A 20,105-nucleotide genomic window follows, 5' to 3' on the forward strand; every position below is an offset into this window, starting at 1 on the left:
GGAATTCCTGTCTCCCACCCAGATCGGCTGACGGTCACACTTGCCGGTGGTGCTGTGCACAACCGCCGACGTTCCTCGGAGCCCTGCGTGGCGACGCTTCCGGGCCGCCGGTCACGCCGGGAACGTGGCACACAACACGCGCGCCGTTGTTCACCGATCCGACCCGGCCGAGTCACATCGCACCTGAAATGATGGGGCGACAGCACGGGCGAGCCCTCACAAGGGGCAGGTCCGATCAGGCGAGCACAAGGAGCGTGACTGGTGGCACGGATTGCGATCATCGGCGGTGGACCGGCCGGATACGAGGCGGCACTGGTAGCCGCCCAGCACGGGGCCACGGTGACCCTGGTCGACGCCGACGGCATCGGTGGCGCCTGTGTGCTGTGGGATTGCGTGCCGTCGAAGACGTTCATCGCCTCGACGGGCCTGCGCACCGACCTGCGCCGCGCGCGCGATCTCGGCATCACCCTCGACGCCGACCAGGCCAAGGTGCATCTGCCCGAGGTGAACGCGCGCGTGAAGGCGCTCGCGCTGGCGCAGTCCTCCGATATCCGCGCCAAGTTGCAGGCCGCGGGCGTGCAACTACTTCCGGGCTACGGCGAACTGGTCGGGCCCGCACCGGGTTTGGCGCATCGCGTGCGCGCGAACCTGGCCGATGGCAGTTCCGAGGAGTTCGAAGCCGAGGTCGTGTTGATCGCGACCGGCGCGAGCCCGCGGGTGCTCCCCGGCGCCGAGCCCGACGGTGAGCGGATCCTGAACTGGCGTCAGCTCTACGACCTGCCGGAACTGCCCGAGACGCTGGTCGTCGTCGGATCCGGTGTCACCGGCGCCGAATTCGTCTCCGCCTACACCGAGATGGGTGTGCGGGTGAAGCTCGTGTCGAGCCGCGACCGGGTGCTGCCCGGCGAGGACGCCGACGCTGCCCTCGTGCTCGAGGAAGCCCTGGCCGAACGCGGCGTCGAATTGGTCAAGCACGCCCGGGCCGACGCCGTGGAGCGCACCGCCGACGGCATCGTGGTGAAGCTGTCCGACGGCCGCACCGTCACCGGCTCGCACGCGCTGATGACCGTCGGCTCCACCCCGAACACCCAGGACCTCGGCCTCGACCGGGTCGGCATCGAACTCGATCGCGGCGGATATCTTCGCGTCGACCGGGTTTCGCGCACGTCGGTGCCCGGCATCTACGCCGCGGGCGACTGCACCGGTCTGCTGCCGCTGGCCTCGGTGGCCGCGATGCAGGGCCGGATCGCGATGTACCACGCGCTCGGCGAGGGTGTGAGCCCGATTCGGTTGAAGACGGTGGCCTCCGCGGTGTTCACCCGCCCGGAGATCGCGACCGTCGGCGTCAGCCAGACCGCCATCGACAACGGTGAGGTCCCCGCGCGCACGGTGATGTTGCCGCTCAACACCAACCCGCGCGCGAAGATGTCGGGGCTGCGGCGCGGCTTCGTCAAGATCTTCTGCCGTCCGGCGACCGGTGTGGTGATCGGCGGTGTGGTGGTCGCGCCGATCGCCTCGGAACTGATCCTGCCGATCGCGCTGGCGGTGCAGAACAACCTGACGGTCACCGACCTGGCGCAGACCTTCTCGGTGTATCCCTCGCTCACCGGTTCGCTCACCGAAGCCGGACGTTTGCTGATGCGCCACGACGACCTGGACTGAGGCCCGCACGCGCCGAATGTGAAACGAATCACAGGGGTTTCGGGTTTCGAATTGTGTTGGTCGCCAACGCTGCTCGTCGATTCGAGGCGGCCGTCACACTGGGTGTTTGCGCAGGCGAAGCCAAGGGAATACGAATCCTGTTGCTGCGTTGCCTGTCCCGCGCTCATGTGGTTGACTCACCGCCGAGGCGTGATCAGATGTGATCACGTGGTGGAGCAGTGGGGGATTCCCTCCGGGAAAGGGATTACGAAAAGTGAAGCATCGTAAGCCGAGTCGGGCGCAGCGAACGATGGCAAGCACGTCGTTGCCTCTGGCCACCGCGGCCGTCGTGGCAACCCTCCTCGCGGCACCGGCCGGCGCGGTCCCCAGCGACCAGCCGACCACGCCCGCTACTCCGGCGCCTGCGCAGCCGGGCCAGCCTTCGGGTGAAGCGGAAGCTCCGGAAACCCCGGAGAGTGTCAAGCCGGGCGAGACCAAGCCGACCCCGGCCCAGCCGGGCGTCACCAGCCCCGCGCCGGGTCAGCCGGAACAGGCCACCCCGGTCAAGCCGACGCCGAGCCAGCCCGGTGTCACCAAGCCGCGTACCGCGCCGCTGCCGGTGCCGGGACAGGCCCAGCCCGCGGTTCAGCCGGAGCGCGCAGGCGTGACGCCTGACCAGCCGGGCACCACCACGCCCGAGACCGGCACCACGCCGAGTCAGCCGGGCACTACGCCGAGCCAGCCGGGCGCCACGCCGGGCCAGCAGCAGACGCAGCCCACCGTGCCGTCCGATCAGGGCACCGGCACCGGCACCGAGGCCGAGTCTCCGGAGACTCTCATCCAGGAGCCGGAGGAGCCGACCTGGCAGGCACCGCGCCTGGCCAACGCGCCGGCCGCACCCGTCGTCGAGATGGAAGGCCCGCACCAGGAAATCGGCGCCACCATCGACGGTGCGGGCATCCTGGCCAACACCCACCACTACAACAACGCCTCGGGCTACGTCGGCACCGTCGGCTACCGGGCGCCGGGTGGCGGTTTCGGTGACGCCGGTGTCTCGGTCGAGTACATCGGCGCGAACGAGGTCAAGGTCACCACCTTCACCGGTGGCGACGGCCGGGCCGACAACACCACGGTGACCGTGCTCGACACCACGCAGGCCAACCTGGCCAAGGCCGCGGTGGAGAACTGGATCAAGGCGCAGCCGGGCGGCACCGCCGCGCTCGATGCGGCCGCGAAGGCTACACTGCCCGTGCCGGGGGAGCTGCTTCAGACGTTGAACGTCGCGGGTGTGAACACCCAGTGGGGTGGCTCGCTCCAGTACTGACACGCAGTACGTCGTGTGGGGCGGTCGCCTTCGACCGCCCCACACGTGTGTCCTGGGGAAAGGATTGGACTTGGGCACCGAGGGCGACGACAACGAACGCGGCGAGCAACGACCTGCCGCGGAATTCGGTCCTCCCGTAAGCGATTTCGGGCCGCCGGTCGATGACGCTGGTTTCGGTGGGCCCGTTCCCGCCACGCCGCCGCCCGCGCCGTCCGGGGTTCCGGAACGGGGTTGGCGCCCGGCCGATGTGCCCGCGCCCGGCCCGTTCGGTCCGCCTGCCGGTGCGCCCGCGCCGGGTCCGTTCGGTGGGCCCGTTGCCGGTCAGCCGCCTGTCGCTCCGCCTCCCGGCGGTCCGTTCGCCGGATCGGTGCCGCCCGGCCCGCCTGCGCGGCCGTCGACTCCGCCCGCGGGCTCCGTGCCTGCCCAGGGTCCGGGTAGCGGTCAAGCGCCGCCTCGGCTGCCCGACGGTCGTCGGTCCGCACCCACCTCGGTCTTCGGTGACGCCGTAGCGACCCCGCCGCCCATCACCCGTCCCGGTACTCCCGCGCCCTTCGGCGGTCCAACGCCGGGTGGTCCGCCCGCTGCCGACCCGACTGTGCGTTTCGGTGCCGAGCCGCCGCGTAGTGAGGGCTCGGTGTTCGGTGATTCCGTGCCGGTGACGTCCGGTCGTGAGCTCACCGAGGTGATCCGTCGCGGTCGCCCCGGGGCGAAAGACCCTGCGTCGCAGGCGAAGTCACCTGAATCCAAGCCCATGTCGGAGCAGGAACGGCCCCCCGAGGGCTCGCGCACCCCGCTTCGCCCCGATCCGCCGCGGCCCGCGGGAGACAAATGGTGGGACGCCCCGGACGACGACGGCGCGATTCCGAAGCCGCCCTCGGAGCCCGGCCTTTCCTGGGCCGACGACCCGATCGCGCGCCGTCTCGCGCCGAAGAACCCCATCGCCCCCGCGCCCGTCGAGAAGGAACCCGACAGCAAGCGGCTGCGCTGGATCATCGGCGGTGTGGCCGCGGCCGTGCTGCTCGTGGTGGCGCTGGTCCTGACGATCGGCCTGGTCAAGCGCGGCGGCGGTGCCGACCCCGGCGTCACGGCCGCGCCCGTCCCGTCGGTCGCGTCGGGCACCGAATGTCAGTCGGTCGCAGAACAATCCGTGACCGTCGGTAACGGTCCCGGCGACACCACCACCGGTGCCAGGGCCATCCTCGGTTTCCAGTACGCCTTCTACACCGACCGCTCCGGCGCGAAGGTGCGCGAATTCGTGGCGCCCGACGCCGAGAACATCTCGCCCGCCGAGACGATCCAGCAGGCGATCGACGGCCAGATCCCCGCGGGTACCACGCACTGCGTGAAAATGCGCGAGACCAGCGTGGGCCGCTACGACGTCGAACTGCGCGAAATGCACCCCGACGGCTCGGCAGTGGTCTACAAGCAGGAGATCATCACCACGAACACCGATGGAAAGTGGCAGGTCAAGTCCATCACTGCCCGATAGATTCTCACAATCTGAGACCATAATTTCACATTCTGGTGGACGATATGCAATCGTAGGATGATTGCTTCCCTTGGCGTCCCCGGAGGTTCCCATGTCGCTGACCATTCCAGCATTGGCGGGCAAGCTCGCCGGCTTGCAGAGCTCGGCGATCAGGGACCTGCTCAAACTCACCGCCCGCGACGACATCATCAGCCTCGCGGGCGGCCTCCCTGACGCCGCCCTGATGCCGCGCGAACGCATCGCCCTCGCCGCCGACACGGCCTTGCGTGAGCCCGCCGTCCTGCAATACACCGAGTCGTCCGGCTGGCCGGCCCTGCGCGAGGTGATCGCGGCCCGCGAATCCGCCAAGATCGGCCGCACGATCCCGGTCGCGGAAGTCTTCATCACCCACGGCTCCCAGCAAGCCCTCTCGCTCCTGGCCGAAGTCCTCCTCGACCCCGGCGCCCTGGTGATCGTCGAAGATCCCGCGTATGTCGGTGCCCTGCAAGTGTTTCGGGCCGCAGGTGCTCGAATCGTCGCCGTCCCCTTGGATTCCGACGGCATGCGTCTCGACGTCCTCGAAGATCTCCTGGCCGCGGGCGAACGCCCCGCGCTCGTCCATACCGTCTCCACCTTCCACAACCCCGGCGGCGTTACCCTCGCCCCGGAGCGTCGCCGCCGTCTGGCGGAACTCGCTGAGGCCCACGGCTTCTGGGTCATCGAAGACGACCCCTACGGCGAACTCTGGTTCGACCAGCCCGCCCCCGCCCCGGTCGCCTCGTACTCACCACAGGTGATCCGTCTCTCCAGCGTCTCCAAAATCCTGTCCCCCGCGTTGCGCGTCGGCTGGATGATCGCCCCCGAAAGAGTCAGCCGCGCAGTCGAACTCCTCAAACAAGGCGCCGACCTCTGTGGCTCGGCCCTCACCCAGCAGATCACCACCGATCTGCTCTCGGACGCTGATTGGCTCGCCGCCCACATAGCTTCGATCCGCACTACTTACGGCAATCGAGCCCGAGCCCTGGTCACCGCGGTCCGCTCCACCTTCGCCGACAGAATCCGCTGCACAGCCCCCACCGGCGGCATGTTCATCTGGGCCGAATTCCTCGACGACACAAACACCTCCGCCCTCCTCCCCACCGCCCTCGAATCCGGCGTCGCCTACGTCCCCGGCGCGGCGTTCGCCGTCTCCGACACCGCCGACAATTCCCTCCGCCTCTGCTTCACCACGTCCGACGAACAGACCTTGACCGAAGCGGTCACCCGCTTGGCGAAGGCGTCGTCAGCCTGAGCAGGGCCGAAGCAGTGCCTCCTGCAGGCAGTTCTTGCAGGACAAACGTACTGCTCAGCGGTGTTCCCCGAATGCGAGCAGTGGGGGGCATCGGCTGATCCGGCCCGGATTGCTGCTGGTCAGAGTTGGTCTTTCGCGACCGCCGAACCCGATGAATGCGAGTTGGCGGCGGGTTCGGTGGCGCTGATGCTGGACGTATGGAATATGCGGAGTATGTGCGGTTTCTGCCTCAGCGGTATCGCGACGAGGTGATGTTCGAACCGGAGTCGAGCTGGTTCGCGTGGCACGGGAATCGGGTTCATGTCGCGCGTGCCGGTGCCGAGGACGCACCCGTGCGGGTGTTGGCGCTGCACGGGGCCGGTGGGCATGCGGGGTTGGTGTGGCCACTGCTCGGTATCGGTGCGGCCGAGGGGGTTTCGGTGATGGCGATGGATCTGCCGTTGTATGGCGACACCGCCGTCGCGGACCCCGGCGCGGTGCGGTATCGCGAATGGGTCGAGATCGTCGGTGATTTCGTGGTGTCCGAGACGGACTCCGATGATCGGCCACTGGTGGTTTTCGGGGCGAGTGTGGGTGGGATGCTCGCCTATGAGGTGGCCGCGCGGACGGGGCGGATCGCGCATGTGGTGGCGACCTGTTTGCCCGACCCCGCCGATCCGGCGATGCGGCGGGCGATGGTGCGCTGGGCACCTGCCGGGGCGGTGCCACCGGTGTTGCTTTCCGGCATCGCCGCGGTCCTCGGCCGGGTGCGGGTGCCGATCCGCTGGCTGGTCGACATGGCGAATATGAGTTCGGACCCGGCGTTGTCGCGGCTGTGTGCCACCGATCCGCGCGGTGGCGGCGTGCGAGTTCCGCTCGGATTTCTCGTGGACTTCCTACGGTTCCGGCACACCCCGCCGGAGGAGTTCGTCGCGGCGCCGGTGACATTGGTCCACCCGGCCGCGGATCGCTGGACGCCACCGGAACTGAGCGTGCGATTCCTCGATCGCATCAGCGCGCCGACCACTGTCACGCTGCTAGATGGCTGCGGGCATTTTCCGGTGGAGGAACCGGGCGTCACGCAGCTCGCCGACGCGCTACGGACGTTGCTGGCCGAGGTCGGTGGTAGTCGGCGGTGACGGGGTGAGGGCCGACACAAGTGCCGTCAGGCTGTCGGCGCTCACGGTGTGGCGGGTGAGGACGCGATGTACCTGTGCGTCTACCGCGTGCACAAGCGTCCGTGCGGTGAGCAAGGGATCCGGTCCGCCACGGTCGCAGCGTCGCAGCTGGTGTTCCACCTCGGCGACGAGGTAGTCCTCGAATGCCCGGACCGCCGCGAGCTCGATCGGCAGGCTCAATGCCACCCGGTGCAGCAGCGCGTGCAGGGCGGGTCGATCGCGGTGCAGGTCGGCGACCACTTCCATAATCGCGCGCATGCTCTCGTCGAACGGCGGCTCCTCGGCACGCAAACGCGCGAACACCTCGCTCAGCCGCTGGCCGCCGTCGAGGAAGTGACGCTCGGCCAATGCGTGCAGCATGGCCTCCTTGTTCGGAAAGTATTGGTACAGCGTGCCGATCGACAAACCCGCTCGTTCCGCGATGCGATTGGTGGTCGCGGTCGCGCCCTCGCGGGAGAACACCTGGGCAGCCGCCTCGAGCAGCGTGTCCACGGTGTTCCGTGAGCGCTGTTGCCGGGGCAGCTTGCGCGGTCGGTTCATACCCAGTTGTAGGTGCGCTCGACGGCTTTGTTCCAGTCGGCGTAGCGGTGGGTGCGTTCCTGTTCTGACATCGCGGGCGTCCAGGTTTCGTCGGCTATCCAGTTGGCCCGGAGGTCTTCGAGGTCGGACCAGTATCCGACGGCCAGGCCGGCGGCGTAGGCGGCGCCGAGGGCGGTGGTTTCGCGGACTACCGGGCGGACTACGGGAACGTCGAGGATGTCGGCCTGGAATTGCATGAGGAGGTTGTTGCCGGTCATGCCGCCGTCGACCTTGAGAGTGGTGAGTTCCAGATCGAGGTGTTGGGCGGTGGCGTCGGCTCGCATGGCGTCGACGACTTCGCGGGTTTGGAAGGCGGTGGATTCCAGTGCGGCCCTTGCCAAGTGGGCCTTGGTGACGAAGCGGGTGAGGCCCGCGATCACGCCGCGGGCATCGGGGCGCCAGCGGGGGGCGAACAGGCCGGAGAAGGCGGGGACGAAGTGAGCGCCGCCGTTGTCCTCGACGGTGCGGGCCAGGGGTTCCACTTCCTCGGCGGAGGTGATGATGCCGAGGTTGTCGCGCAGCCACTGGACCAGGGAGCCGGTGACGGCGATGGAGCCTTCGAGGGCGTAAACCGCTGGGGCGTCGCCGAGTTGGTAGCAGGCGGTGGTGAGCAGGCCGTGCTTGCTGAACACCGGCGTAGTGCCGGTGTTGAGGAGCATGAAATTGCCTGTGCCGTAGGTGTTCTTGGCTTCGCCGGGGGACAGGCACGCCTGGCCGAACGTGGCGGCTTGCTGGTCGCCGAGAATTCCCGCGACGGGGACGCCTTCGAATGGGCCGGAAGCGATATCGGCGTACACCTCTGACGAGCTGCGGATCTGCGGGAGCAGAGACATCGGGATGTCGAAATCGGCACAGATCTCCGAATCCCATCGCAGGGTGCGCAGATCCATCAGCATGGTGCGTGAGGCGTTGGTGACGTCGGTGAGGTGTTCACCGGTCAGCTTCCACAGCACCCAGCTGTCCATGGTGCCGAAACACAGGTCGCCTGCCTCGGCGCGTTCCCTGACGCCGTCGACGTTGTCGAGGATCCAGCGCAACTTCGGACCGGCGAAGTAGGTCGACAGCGGCAGGCCGGTGCGGCCCGCATAGCGTTGCGGCCCTTGATCACCCGCAAGTTCGGTGCACAGCTGGTCGGTGCGCGTGTCCTGCCAGACGATCGCGTTGTACACGGGCTCGCCGGTCGCTCGATCCCACACGACCGTGGTCTCGCGCTGATTGGTGATGCCGACCGCGGCCAGATCCCCGGCCGAACACCGGCTGGTGCCCAGCGCCGCACCGAGCACCGACTCGGTATTGCGCCACACCTCCGCGGGATCGTGCTCCACCCAGCCGGGCTTCGGGAAGATCTGCCGGTGCTCCCGCTGCGCGGTCCCGACGATCCGGCCCTGCCGATCGAAGATGATGCACCGACTCGAAGTCGTGCCCTGATCGATGGCAGCCACATAGCGACGCATTGCTGCAGGTTACCGAAACACGGGCCCGCGTCCGCAACCTTTGTCGTCGGCGACGAATTTCGCTCCCACGCCTCGCCGGGTACGTCCCGAGCGCGGAGCGGGCACTAGGTTTAGCGTGTACGCAGCGGCGCCGGGAACGCGGCGCACGCCCCACTGTCGACTGGGACCGGCCGGAATCGGTCGGCGGCGAGGAGTCGAGATGTCGCAGACACCGGAGTTTCCGTTCCTGCACCCGGGTGAGTTGGTCGCGGGCGGGAAAAGGGACCGGCTCGGGCCTGGTGATCTGGGCCCCGAACATCGGCGGACCGCCTGGGAGCGGCTGGGTAAGGATCAGTTCGATGTCCTGGTCGTCGGCGGCGGTGTGGTCGGCGCGGGCATCGCGCTCGACGCGGCGACCCGCGGGCTTTCGGTCGCGCTCGTCGAGGCCCGCGATCTCGCGTCGGGCACGTCGAGCCGGTCGTCGAAGATGTTCCACGGCGGCCTGCGCTACCTCGAGCAACTCGAATTCGGCCTGGTCAGGGAAGCGCTGAAGGAACGCGAGCTGGCACTGTCGACGCTCGCGCCGCATCTGGTGAAGCCGCTGCGGTTCCTCTACCCGCTGACGCATCGGGTGTGGGAGCGGCCCTACGTTGCGGCGGGCCTGACCCTCTACGACACCATGGGTGGCGCGAAATCCGTGCCAGGACAGCATCATCTGACCAGGCACGGCGCGATGCGGCTGGCACCCGGCCTGCGCCGGGATTCGATGATCGGCGGCGTCACCTACTACGACACCGTGGTCGACGACGCCCGCCACACCATGACCGTCGCCCGCACCGCCGCGCACTACGGCGCCGTCATTCGCACCTCGACGCAGGTCGTCGGATTCCTGCGCGAAGCCGACCGGGTCGTCGGCGTGAAACTGCGCGATACCGAGGACGGGCGCACCGGCGAGGCGCGCGCGAGTGTGGTGATCAACGCGACGGGCGTGTGGACCGATGAGGTGCAGAGTCTGTCGCGTCAGCGCGGCCGATTCCATGTGCGAGCATCCAAAGGGGTGCACATCGTGGTGCCGCGCGATCGGATCATCAGCGATGCCGCGATCATCCTGCGCACGACCACCTCGGTGCTGTTTCTCATCCCGTGGGGCGCGCACTGGATCGTCGGCACCACCGACACCGACTGGAACCTCGACCTCGCCCACCCCGCGGCGACCAAGGCCGATATCGACTACCTGCTCGACCGGGTCAACGAGGTGCTGGTCACCCCGCTCACCCACGCCGATATCGACGGTGTCTACGCGGGCCTGCGTCCACTGCTGGCGGGGGAGAACGACGAGACGTCCAAGCTCTCGCGCGAACACGCGGTGGCCAGGGTCGCGCCCGGACTGGTGAGCATCGCGGGCGGCAAGTACACCACCTACCGGGTGATGGCCGCCGACGCGATGGACGAAGCGGCACAGGATATTCCGGCCCGTGTCTCCCCGTCGATCACCGAGAAGGTGGCGCTGCTCGGCGCCGACGGGTACTTCGCGTTGGTCAATCAGACCGTGCAGCTCGCCGAGCACTACGGCATCCATCCGTACCGGATGACGCACCTGCTCGACCGCTACGGCTCCCTGGTCGACGAGGTGCTCGCCATGGCCGCGGGCAAACCCGAACTGCTGCAACCGATTACCGACGCACCGGCGTACCTGCAGATCGAGGCGGTCTACGCGGCCGCCGCCGAGGGCGCGCTGCACCTCGACGACATCCTGGCCCGGCGCACCCGCATCTCGATCGAATACGCCGATCGCGGCGCGAACAGCGCCGAGCAGATCGCCCACCTGATCGCGCCCGTACTCGGCTGGGACGCCGACGATATCGACCGTGAGGTGTCGACGTACCAGGCGCGCGTGCGGGCCGAAATCGAATCGCAGACCCAACCCGACGACGAGTCGGCCGACGCGTTGCGGGCCGCTGCTCCCGAGCCGCGGCCGCAGCTGCTGGAACCGGTGCCGCAGGAGCGCTGACGCTCAGACCGGGTCGATGCGTGCCTTCAACAGGCAGAATTCATTGCCTTCCGGGTCGGCGAGGACATGCCACGACTCCTGCCCCGTCTGGCCGATATCGGCCGGGCGCGCGCCGAGCTCGAGCAGGCGTTCGAGCTCGGCGTCCTGATCGCGGTCGGTGGGGTTGACGTCGAGATGCAGGCGGGATTTGCCGTGCTCGGGTTCTTCCCTGCTGCTGAGGATGATCGTGGCCTGCGGGCCGCCGAACCCTTCGCGCGGGCCGATCTCCACCGTGCCGTCGTCTTCGCGATCGAGCACGACGAAGTCCAGTACCTCGCACCAGAATTGGGCAAGGGCCTCGGGGTCACGGCAACCGAGCACGAGCTCACTGATCCGACATGCCATCACGAAACCTGCTTTCGACCTGGGGAACCGTCCGGCAGCCCACCTGCGAACCTCGTGGGCCGTCAGCGGTGAAAACGATCCCGAGATCGTATCGGACAACTGGTGCACGGGCGAGGCGATTTCACGGGCGTGGCTGGCAGCGTGGACAGAAGTAGATGCCGCGTTCGCGCTGGGTGATGCGGTCGGCGGGGTCGTCTTCGCCGAGAAGCTGGGAGGCGATGGCGGTGCCGCAGCGAGGGCAGGGGCGCCGTGTCCGGCCGTAGACCATGGGACGCCATGGTGGTTCGTGCGCGGCCTTGCCGAGGACGCGGTGGGATTCGTCGACGAGCGCTGCCAGGTCGGTGATCTCGCCGACGGGGGTGGTGGGGTGGACTCTGCGGAGGAAGCAGATCTCGCTGCGATAGATATTGCCGATGCCCGCCAGATTGCGCTGGTCGAGCAGGGCGAGGCCGATGGCGCGGCGCGGGTATTCGGTGAGCCTGCGCAAGGCCTCGGCCGGATCCCAGTTCGGTCCGAGCAGATCGGGACCGAGGTGGTCGATGACGGTGTGTTCGTCGGCGCGCGGCAGCACCTGCACCTTGCCGAGCGAGAAGCCGACGGCCTCGACCTCGTCGTTGCCGAGCACGAGCCGTGCGGTGACCCGTGGTTTGGTCCAGCGCTGGCCGCAGTGGAACACCCGCCACTCGCCTTCCATTTTCAGGTGGGTGTGGATGCTCAGGCGGTCGGTGCGGATGAACAGGTGCTTGCCGTAGCTGGCGACCTCCTCGATCAGATCACCGACCAGATCGACGGTGGCGTAGCGCGGAACCCGGAAGTCGCTGCGGGTCAAGGTCTTACCGGCCAGCGCCGTGCGCAGGCGTTCGGCGGTGCGGAAGACGGTGTCGCCCTCGGGCATTCGGCTACACCTGCCTGCGCAGCCGCAGACCACTGGGAGTCATCGAGAAACCGGCCTCGACGAGGACATCGACGAAGAGGTTGCCGTGCACGCTTTCGCCGTTGATCTTGTCGATCACCAAGCTGTCGACTCTGCGGTCGCGCACCAGCCCGGCCAGCGCCATCGCCGCCGCCCGGCGCAGGCCGATGTCCTCGGTGAAGCTGAGCAGCGTTTTGCCGCCGCGTTCGGAGTAGAGCACCAGTTCGCCGCCGACCAGCACCACCAACGCGCCGGCTTTGCGCCCCGGCCGATGACCGCCTTCCGCATCGCCCTTCGGCCACGGCAGGGCCGCGCCGTACGGGTTGGCCGGGTCGCAGGCCGCGAGCGCGAGCGCGACACCCGCTCTGGTGCTGTCGCGGTCGGTGTCGAACGAACGCAGCCGGTCGACGGTGTCGGTGGTGGAGAACTGGGCGCCGCCGAGCGTGTCGACGAAATAGCCGCGCCTGCACCGGCCGCGATCCTCGAACTCGGTGAGCACCCGGTACATCAACTGGAAACCGCCTGCTATCCCTTCGTTCTGCACCGAACCGCGAGTCAGCACGCCGTAGCGCTCGATGAGCTGATCGGCGGTGGCGTGGGCGCGCACGGTGTTGTCCTGCACGCGTTCGGGCAGGATCGACCAGCGTCCCGCCAGGGTCGGCGGGCCGGACCGGGTCGGCATCGATGGTCGCGGCAGGTACGCGCGGCCGCGGGGAGCGCGGCGTGGGGTGCGGTGCGCGGTGGTGCTGCGGGCGGTGCCGGACAGCAGCGCGCGCACCGGGGCGAAGGTGTCACCGGAGACGTAGCCGGCCCAGACCAGCTGCCACAGCGCGTCCCCGGCTGCCTTGTCGTCGAGCAGGCCCGCGGTATCGGAGAGCTGGCGGAAGAAGTAGGCGCCGCCGCCGCTCAACGTAATCGGCAATCGGGTGCCACCACCGGCATCGGCGGGTGCGGTGTGTTCTGGGCCGGGTCGTCGGTCAGCAGCGGGAGGTTGTGCCGACGCGGCGTCGAGGTCGACGACCTTGTCGGCGGCCACCTTGCCCCGAGCGGCTTTCGGGCGGGTAGCGGGTGCGTCCGAGTCGGTCGGCGACGTGGAGGCGGTTCGCGCGGGTCCAGGCTCCAGGTTCGCGCCGAGGGCGGCCAGGAGGCCGAGTTGGATGTCGGTCGGTTCGATCTCATCCGCCGGAGGCAGGGTGAACGGAGCCTGGTCGGCCAGGTGCAGGGCGATCCAGCCGTCGCGGGCGGTGATGGCGCCGTGTCCCGACCACACCACCTCGCCGGTCGCCATCAGCTCGTCCAGCATCGCGGGGGAGTAGTCGCGGACTCGGGTGGGCAGGATCAGCGACTCCCAGGCCGAAGCCGGAATCGGGACGCCCGCGAGCTGTTCCACCACGGTGGCCACGCCGTCGACGCCGCGCAGTTCGCCGGAACCGACGTGTTGCCACGCGGGCAGGAAACGGGCGAAGGCCGCGGTGGTGACCGGTTCGACCTCGTGCCGAGCGGCAGCCAGGGATCGGCGGCGCAATCGGCGCAGAACCTGGGCGTCACACCACTCGCCGCCGGCGGTACCTGGCGTGAATTCGCCTTCCACAACGCGCTTCTCGGCAAGCAGACGGTGCAGCGAAGTCGCGGCCACCGCGGTACCCAAGCCGAACCGCTCGGCGACCGCGGCCGTCGTGAACGGTGCGTGCGTGCGCGCGTAGCGGCCGACCAGATCACCGAGCGGATCGGGCACCGGTTCGATGAACGCCGCGGGCACCCCGATCGGCAGTGGCACGCCAAGTGCGTCCCGCAGGCGAGCGGCATCCTCGACTGCCACCCACCAGGTCCGTCCCGCGAACGAAACCTCCAGCGCCCGTCGCGAATCCCGCAACTCCGCGAACCACGCCGTGGCATCGGAATCGGCGAGCGGCACATCGGTGCCGCGAGCGGACTCGCGTCCCTCGTCCGGCGTGCTGTGTGATGGTTCGTCGGGTGGGTGGGCTCCGGTGTCCATCGCTTCGGTGTGGCGAGCCGCGGACGCGGTGCCGGGGCGGGGGACGCAGCGGGCCGCGGCCTCGGCGGGAGTGAGGGGGCCGAGGAGGCGCAGCAGGTCGGCCAGACCTTCGGAGTCGCGGGCTCGGCGTTCGGGGGTGCGGCGCTGGAGTTCTTGTTCGGTCAGGGTGATGACGGCGGGGTCGAGGAGTTCGCGGAGCTCGACGCGGCCAAGGAGTTCGGCGAGCAGGCTGGAATCCAAAGCCAGTGCGGCGGCTCGGCGTTCGGCCAGCGGGCTGTCGCCGTCGTAGAGAAATTGGCCGATGTAGGAGAACAGCAGGGCGCCGGCGAAGGGGGACGGGCTCGCGGTTTCGACTTCGATCAGGCGGATCTCGCGGCGGGCGACCTTGGTGAGCAGGTCGCGCAGGGCGGGCAGGTCGTATACGTCGCGCAGACATTCGCGGACGGTTTCCAGCAGGATCGGAAACTGCGGGAATTTGCGTGCCACGTCCAGCAATTGGGCCGAGCGCTGCCGCTGCTGCCACAGCGGGGCGCGCTTGCCGGGGTCGCGACGGGGCAGCAGCAGTGCCCTGGCGGCGCATTCGCGGAAGCGCGAGGCGAAAAGGGCTGAGCCGCCGACCTGTTCGGTGACGATGTCGTCGATCTCGTCGGGCTCGAAGGCGAACAGTTCGGCGCCGGGTGGCTGGTCGGTGGTGTCGGGTAGACGCACCACGATGCCGTCGTCGGACGCCGTCGGAGCGGCATCGATGCCGAACTGTTCCTGCAGGCGCGCGCCCACCGCCAGCGCCCACGGTGCGTGGACCGGGGTGCCGTAGGGGGAGTGCAGGACCAGCCGCCAGTCGCCGAGTTCGTCACGGAACCGCTCCACGACCAGTGTGCGATCGGTCGGCAATTGACCGGTGGCGCTGCGCTGTTCCTCGAGCAGACTCACCAGATTCGCTGTCGCGTTCTGATCGAGCCCGGCAGTTCGCACCAACTGTTGGAGCCGTGCCGCCGGCTTGCCCTGCTCGACGACCGCGCCCGTCTCGACACCCATGTTCGCCACGATCCGGCTCAGCCCATCGGCGGGAACCTGACCCGCCGTCCGCACGAATTCGCCCAGCGCGGAGCCCAATTCGGCCGGGCGGCCAAGGCCGTCACCATGCCAGAACGGCAACCTGCCAGGCAGCCCGAACGCCGGTGAGACCAGCACCCGGTCGAAGGTGATCTCCTCGATCCGCCAACTGGTCGCACCGAGCGCGAACACATCACCGACGCGCGATTCGTAGACCATCTCCTCATCGAGTTCGCCCACCCGGGAAGCCTTTTCGCCCACCATGAACACCGCGAACATCCCGCGGTCGGGGATCGCGCCACCGGAGGTCACCGCCAGGCGCTGCGCACCGGGACGCCCGGTGATCGTGCCCGCGTCGCGATCCCACACCACGCGGGGACGCAGTTCGGCGAACTCGTCGGACGGATAGCGCCCGGCCAGCAGGTCGAGCACCGATTCGTAGGCCGAGCGAGGCAGATTCGCATAGCTGCCGGTGGAGCGGACGAGATCGAACCAGGCGTCGACGTCGATGGACTCGAGCGCGCAGGCCGCGACCGTCTGCTGGGCGAGGATGTCGAGCGGGTGCGCGGGAATCTGGAGCTTCTCGATCTCCCCCGTGAGCATGCGCTGGGCGGCGACGGTGCAGTGGATGACGTCGGTGCGGTGTTTGGGGAACAGCACGCCACGCGAGATCTCACCCACCTGGTGCCCGGCGCGCCCGACCCGCTGCAGCCCGCTGGCCACCGACGGCGGTGCCTCCACCTGCACCACCAGGTCCACCGCACCCATGTCGATGCCGAGTTCGAGGCTGCTGGTGGCCACCACGCAGCGCAGGCGACCGGTCTTGAGGTCGTCCTCGATGATGGCCCGCTGTTCCTTGCTGACCGACCCGTGATGTGCCCGTGCCAACAGCTGGTCGGCTCCGTGGATCACCTCGGTGGACGGTCCGAGCTGGGCGGGCGGCTTGTGCTCGGTCGCCACCGGTTCGCCGAGCCGGGCGGCGTAGGTCTCGTTGAGTCGCGCCGTCAGCCGCTCGGAGAGCCGCCGGGAGTTGGCGAACACGATCGAGGACCGGTGCTCGAGCACCAGGTCGACGATGGCCTCGTCGACATGCGGCCAGATCGAACCCGGCTGATCGGAATCGCCCCCGGGATCGGTCATATCGGCTACCGGCACCCGCACCGACAGGTCGAAGGTCTTCGGCGCGGGCGGGCGCACAATGGTGATCGGGGCGTGCCCGACCAGAAACCGCCCGACCTCCTCGGGCGGCCGCACGGTTGCCGACAGCCCGATCCGTTGCGCCGGCTTGTCGGTGAGCTGATCCAGCCGGGCCAGCGAGAGCGCCAGATGCGCCCCGCGCTTGGACCCGGCGATGGCGTGCACTTCGTCGACGATCACGGTGTTGACCTGGGCGAGCGTCTCGCGAGCCGCGGAGGTCAGCAGCAAGAACAACGACTCAGGAGTCGTGATGAGAATGTCGGGCGGCGTGCGCAACATGGCCCGTCGCTGGGCTGGTGGCGTGTCACCGGAGCGCACCCCCACCGAGATATCCGGCGGGTCGAGCCCCAATCGTTTCGCCGTCTGCGTCACGCCGACCAGCGGCGCCCGCAGATTGCGCTCCACGTCCACGGCCAGCGCCTTCAAGGGCGAGACGTAGAGCACCGACGTGCCCTGCGGCGCCCCCTGCTCTGGCGGCTCGCGCTGCGCCAGCTGGTCGATCGCCCACAGGAACGCCGACAACGTCTTGCCCGACCCCGTCGGCGCGATCACCAGCGTGTGCTCGCCGGCGGCGATCGCGTCCCACGCGCCGAGCTGGGCCGACGTCGCGCCGGGGAAGGCGCCGTCGAACCACTGGGCAGTAGCGGGGGAGAACCGATCCATAGCACCAAGTGTGCACCGACCCACTGACACCTTCGCCGGCGTCACGCACCCCGACCTGCGTCGACGTGTCGCTGACCGGGCCCGCGTGTAGCCCGGGGTGTGGCGTGGATCGCACTCGTCGCTACCCTCGACTCTCGTGCAAACGGTGCTGAGAGTCGACCTTGTCGGCCATGGCCTTACCGAGGCGGTACGTAAGGCGCGTTTTCCTGTCGATGAACCCCTGGACGAGTCGGGGCGGGCTGCTGTGCGGGCCTGTGCGCCGCTCGACGACGCGCTGGTGCGCACGGGGCCGGAGCGGCGGGCTCGCGAGACCGCGGAGGAATTGGGCCTCGTCGGCGAACAAGACGTGCGATTACGGGATCTCGATGCGGGGTCGTGGCGGGGTAGTGAGATGAGCCAGCTCGCTCAGGGCCAGTTGTTCGCCTGGCTGACCGATCCCGAATTCCGTGGGCACGGTGGCGAATCGGTCACCGAACTGGTCGATCGGGTGCGGTTCTGGTTGGCCGAGATCGCGTCGTCGGGGCGCGACACCGTGGCGGTGACGCATCCGGCTGTGGTGCGGGCGGCGCTGCTCGTGGTGCTCGACGCACCGGCGAAGTCGTTCTGGCGCATGGATGTTCCGCCCGCGAGCGTCACTCGCCTGCACTATCGGGGGAACTGGACGCTGCGACTCGGCAACGCGTAGCGCCCGGCGACAGAGAACGAAGAAGGCCCCGGATTCGAAAATCCGGGGCCTTCTTCGTAGTAGCGGGAACAGGATTTGAACCTGCGACCTCTGGGTTATGAGCCCAGCGAGCTACCGAGCTGCTCCATCCCGCGTTGCAAATACCACTTTACACGGGATGGGGTGGAAGACGAAATCGCCTGGTGGGCGCAGTCGCGCGGTGCGTGATCAGCCGAAATGGATGCCCTGTGCGAGCGGGAGTTCGGTGGAGTAGTTGACCGTGTTGGTGGCGCGGCGCATGTAGGCCTTCCATGAGTCCGAGCCCGATTCGCGACCGCCGCCGGTGTGCTTCTCCCCGCCGAACGCGCCGCCGATCTCCGCGCCCGACGTCCCGATGTTGACATTGGCGATGCCGCAGTCGGAACCGGCGAGGAACCGTTCGGCCTCGCGCTGGTCGAGGGTGAAGATGGACGAGGAAAGTCCCTGGGTCACACCGTTGTTCAGGGCGATGGCCTCGTCGAGTTCGTCGTAGGTCAGCACGTACAGGATCGGCGCGAAGGTTTCCTCGCGCACGAGTTCGGTCTGCGCGGGCATGCGAACGAGGGCCGGTCGCACGTAGTAGGCGTCCGGCCCGAGCAACTCGACCCGCTCACCGCCACAGACGATCTCGCCGCCTTCGGACACCGCCCCGACCAGCGCCTTCTGCATCGCCGCGAAGGCGTGCTCGTTGATCAGCGGCCCGACCAGCACCCCGTCGTCGAGTGGATTCCCCACGGGCAGTTGGCGGTACGCCGCGGCGAGTCGTTCGACCAGCTGATCGGCGATCGAACGATGCACGATCAACCGCCGCAGACTCGTACACCGCTGCCCCGCCGTCCCCGCCGCCGAGAAGACGATGCCGCGCACCGCCAGCTCCAGATCGGCGCTCGACGCCACGATCGCGGCATTGTTGCCACCCAGCTCGAGCAGGCACCGCCCGAACCGCGCGGCCACCCGCGGGGCGACGGTGGCGCCCATCCGCACCGAACCGGTCGCGCTCACCAGGGCGACCCGGGAATCGTCGACCAGTGCTGAGCCGACGGTAGCGTCACCTCGAATCAGCTGGTGTACTTCGGGATCCGCACCGACATCGATCGCCGCGCGCCGCAGCAGCGTATGACACGCCAACGCGGTCAACGGTGTGGTCTCCGAGCTCTTCCACACCACCGTGTCACCGCACACCAGCGCGATCGCCGTATTCCAGGCCCACACCGCGACAGGGAAATTGAACGCCGAGATCACCCCGACCACACCGAGCGGATGCCACGTCTCCATGAGCCGATGGCCGGGCCGCTCCGAAGGCATTGTGGCGCCGTAGAGTTGGCGTGAGAGCCCGATCGCGAATTCGCAGACGTCGATCATCTCCTGGACTTCGCCCAGTGCCTCGGGGCCGATCTTGCCCGCCTCCAGGGTCACCAGCTCGGCCAGCTCGCCCTGATGGGTTACCAGCAACTGGGCCAGCCTGCGCACCAACGCTGCTCGCACGGGTGCGGGGACCGTGCGCCACGCCTCGAAGGCGGTCGCGGCGCGGCCGATCGCGGCGTCGACGTCGGCGGGAGTGTCGATGGTCAGTGGCAGCAGCACGCCGCCGGCGATCGGTGTGCGCGCGAGCAGCGGGCCGGGTTCCGGCACAGCGGCGCCGAGGCCGTGCAGGAGCGCCCTGGCTCGCAGGGAAAGCTGCTCGGAGAAGTTCACGGTCTGCGTCATCGGTACTCTGCTCACCTTCTGCTGTTTGGTACGACTCACGGAAATGTTCGGGAGAATTCGGTGGGGAACGGAAAGAAGTTTTCCCCGCGCGAGCCCCACGCTGCGTTAGCCTTCGCTGATGGCGGAAACACCGGTTCGACCCCAGCTCGACGATATCGATCGACTATTGATCAAAGAACTGATGGCCGACGGTCGCGCCACCTTGTCGAATCTGGCGGAGAAGGCCAGCCTCTCGGTCTCCGCGGTGCAATCGCGGGTGCGCAGGCTCGAAGCGCGCGGCGTGATCCGTGGGTACGCGGCGCAGGTGGACCCCGAGGCACTCGGGCACTTGTTGTCGGCGTTCGTCGCGATCACTCCTCTCGACCCGTCTCAGCCCGATGACGCGCCCGCATTGTTGCAGCACATCCCCGGCATCGAGGGGTGCCACTCGGTGGCGGGCGAGGAGAGCTACGTGCTGCTCGTGCGGGTGGCCTCGCCCCGGCATCTGGAACATCTGCTGCAGGAGATCAGGGCCACGGCCAACGTGCACACCCGCAGCACGATCATCCTGCAGACATTCTATGACAGGTAGCTATCCTTCGTAAT

Annotated in this window: 14 protein-coding genes and 1 tRNA gene; 8 read left to right on the forward strand and 7 right to left on the reverse strand. The window is 68.6% G+C overall.

Features of this window, described 5'->3' with window-relative positions:
- The first annotated feature begins 261 nt into the window (after positions 1-261).
- The 5 genes from ACQHI0_RS33695 (at position 262) to ACQHI0_RS33715 (ending at position 6,842) form a co-directional block, all read left to right on the forward strand.
- Positions 262-1,662, forward strand: a complete 1,401-nt coding sequence (locus ACQHI0_RS33695; RefSeq protein WP_427905715.1) for an NAD(P)H-quinone dehydrogenase — start codon at positions 262-264, stop codon at positions 1,660-1,662.
- A gap of 289 nt (positions 1,663-1,951) precedes the next feature.
- Positions 1,952-2,965 (forward strand): hypothetical protein, encoded by a 1,014-nt coding sequence (locus ACQHI0_RS33700; RefSeq protein ID WP_427905716.1) that lies wholly within the window; start codon positions 1,952-1,954, stop codon positions 2,963-2,965.
- Between the two features lie 70 nt (positions 2,966-3,035).
- Positions 3,036-4,454 (forward strand): hypothetical protein, encoded by a 1,419-nt coding sequence (locus tag ACQHI0_RS33705; RefSeq protein ID WP_427905717.1) that lies wholly within the window; start codon positions 3,036-3,038, stop codon positions 4,452-4,454.
- Positions 4,455-4,545: 91 nt separating this feature from the next.
- Entirely contained in the window at positions 4,546-5,724 is a 1,179-nt protein-coding gene (locus ACQHI0_RS33710) for a PLP-dependent aminotransferase family protein (protein ID WP_427905718.1), read from the forward strand.
- Positions 5,725-5,921: 197 nt separating this feature from the next.
- Positions 5,922-6,842, forward strand: coding sequence for an alpha/beta hydrolase (locus ACQHI0_RS33715; RefSeq protein ID WP_427905719.1), 921 nt, complete (start codon positions 5,922-5,924; stop codon positions 6,840-6,842).
- Here the strand turns inward: ACQHI0_RS33715 and ACQHI0_RS33720 are convergent.
- Positions 6,801-7,373 (reverse strand): TetR/AcrR family transcriptional regulator, encoded by a 573-nt coding sequence (locus ACQHI0_RS33720; RefSeq protein ID WP_427905720.1) that lies wholly within the window; start codon positions 7,371-7,373, stop codon positions 6,801-6,803. The genes ACQHI0_RS33715 and ACQHI0_RS33720 overlap by 42 nt on opposite strands.
- Before the next feature lie 44 nt (positions 7,374-7,417).
- Entirely contained in the window at positions 7,418-8,914 is a 1,497-nt protein-coding gene (gene glpK, locus ACQHI0_RS33725) for a glycerol kinase GlpK (protein WP_427905721.1), read from the reverse strand.
- Between the two features lie 199 nt (positions 8,915-9,113).
- Here glpK and glpD point away from each other — a divergent pair, with 199 nt between their 5' ends.
- The gene (glpD, locus tag ACQHI0_RS33730) at positions 9,114-10,904 is read left to right on the forward strand and encodes a glycerol-3-phosphate dehydrogenase (RefSeq protein WP_427905722.1); all 1,791 of its coding nucleotides are present in this window, start codon (positions 9,114-9,116) and stop codon (positions 10,902-10,904) included.
- Positions 10,905-10,907: 3 nt separating this feature from the next.
- On the opposite strand, the gene ACQHI0_RS33735 is transcribed toward glpD, so the two are convergent.
- The 3 genes from ACQHI0_RS33735 to ACQHI0_RS33745 all read right to left on the reverse strand — a co-directional run bounded on the left by ACQHI0_RS33735 (position 10,908) and on the right by ACQHI0_RS33745 (position 17,110).
- Positions 10,908-11,288, reverse strand: a complete 381-nt coding sequence (locus ACQHI0_RS33735) for a VOC family protein (RefSeq protein WP_427905723.1) — start codon at positions 11,286-11,288, stop codon at positions 10,908-10,910.
- A gap of 121 nt (positions 11,289-11,409) precedes the next feature.
- Positions 11,410-12,183 (reverse strand): Fpg/Nei family DNA glycosylase, encoded by a 774-nt coding sequence (locus tag ACQHI0_RS33740; protein WP_427905724.1) that lies wholly within the window; start codon positions 12,181-12,183, stop codon positions 11,410-11,412.
- A gap of 4 nt (positions 12,184-12,187) precedes the next feature.
- Positions 12,188-17,110 (reverse strand): Lhr family ATP-dependent helicase, encoded by a 4,923-nt coding sequence (locus ACQHI0_RS33745; protein ID WP_427905725.1) that lies wholly within the window; start codon positions 17,108-17,110, stop codon positions 12,188-12,190.
- A 136-nt stretch (positions 17,111-17,246) separates the two neighbouring features.
- On the opposite strand from ACQHI0_RS33745, the gene ACQHI0_RS33750 reads away from it, so the two are divergent.
- Positions 17,247-17,795, forward strand: a complete 549-nt coding sequence (locus ACQHI0_RS33750; protein WP_427905726.1) for a histidine phosphatase family protein — start codon at positions 17,247-17,249, stop codon at positions 17,793-17,795.
- Between the two features lie 60 nt (positions 17,796-17,855).
- Here the strand turns inward: ACQHI0_RS33750 and ACQHI0_RS33755 are convergent.
- Positions 17,856-17,929, reverse strand: a tRNA-Met gene (locus ACQHI0_RS33755).
- Between the two features lie 73 nt (positions 17,930-18,002).
- Complete coding sequence (gene amaB / locus ACQHI0_RS33760) at positions 18,003-19,520, reverse strand: L-piperidine-6-carboxylate dehydrogenase (RefSeq protein ID WP_427905727.1); 1,518 nt, start codon at positions 19,518-19,520, stop codon at positions 18,003-18,005.
- Between the two features lie 118 nt (positions 19,521-19,638).
- On the opposite strand from amaB, the gene ACQHI0_RS33765 reads away from it, so the two are divergent.
- The gene (locus tag ACQHI0_RS33765; protein ID WP_427905728.1) at positions 19,639-20,091 is read left to right on the forward strand and encodes an Lrp/AsnC family transcriptional regulator; all 453 of its coding nucleotides are present in this window, start codon (positions 19,639-19,641) and stop codon (positions 20,089-20,091) included.
- Positions 20,092-20,105: the final 14 nt, after the last annotated feature.

The organism is Nocardia sp. FBN12, from assembly GCF_050320175.1.
Taxonomy (GTDB): Bacteria; Actinomycetota; Actinomycetes; order Mycobacteriales; family Mycobacteriaceae; genus Nocardia.

What these genes read in the sequence shown, in the direction of transcription:
- ACQHI0_RS33735 (WP_427905723.1), bottom strand. Translation starts at nt 11,288, where the DNA reads ATGGCATGTCGGATCAGTGAGCTCGTGCTCGGTTGCCGTGACCCCGAG.
- ACQHI0_RS33700 (WP_427905716.1), top strand. Translation starts at nt 1,952, where the DNA reads ATGGCAAGCACGTCGTTGCCTCTGGCCACCGCGGCCGTCGTGGCAACC.
- ACQHI0_RS33740 (WP_427905724.1), bottom strand. Translation starts at nt 12,183, where the DNA reads ATGCCCGAGGGCGACACCGTCTTCCGCACCGCCGAACGCCTGCGCACG.
- ACQHI0_RS33710 (WP_427905718.1), top strand. Translation starts at nt 4,546, where the DNA reads ATGTCGCTGACCATTCCAGCATTGGCGGGCAAGCTCGCCGGCTTGCAG.
- ACQHI0_RS33715 (WP_427905719.1), top strand. Translation starts at nt 5,922, where the DNA reads ATGGAATATGCGGAGTATGTGCGGTTTCTGCCTCAGCGGTATCGCGAC.
- ACQHI0_RS33765 (WP_427905728.1), top strand. Translation starts at nt 19,639, where the DNA reads ATGGCGGAAACACCGGTTCGACCCCAGCTCGACGATATCGATCGACTA.
- amaB (WP_427905727.1), bottom strand. Translation starts at nt 19,520, where the DNA reads ATGACGCAGACCGTGAACTTCTCCGAGCAGCTTTCCCTGCGAGCCAGG.
- ACQHI0_RS33745 (WP_427905725.1), bottom strand. Translation starts at nt 17,110, where the DNA reads ATGGATCGGTTCTCCCCCGCTACTGCCCAGTGGTTCGACGGCGCCTTC.
- glpD (WP_427905722.1), top strand. Translation starts at nt 9,114, where the DNA reads ATGTCGCAGACACCGGAGTTTCCGTTCCTGCACCCGGGTGAGTTGGTC.
- glpK (WP_427905721.1), bottom strand. Translation starts at nt 8,914, where the DNA reads ATGCGTCGCTATGTGGCTGCCATCGATCAGGGCACGACTTCGAGTCGG.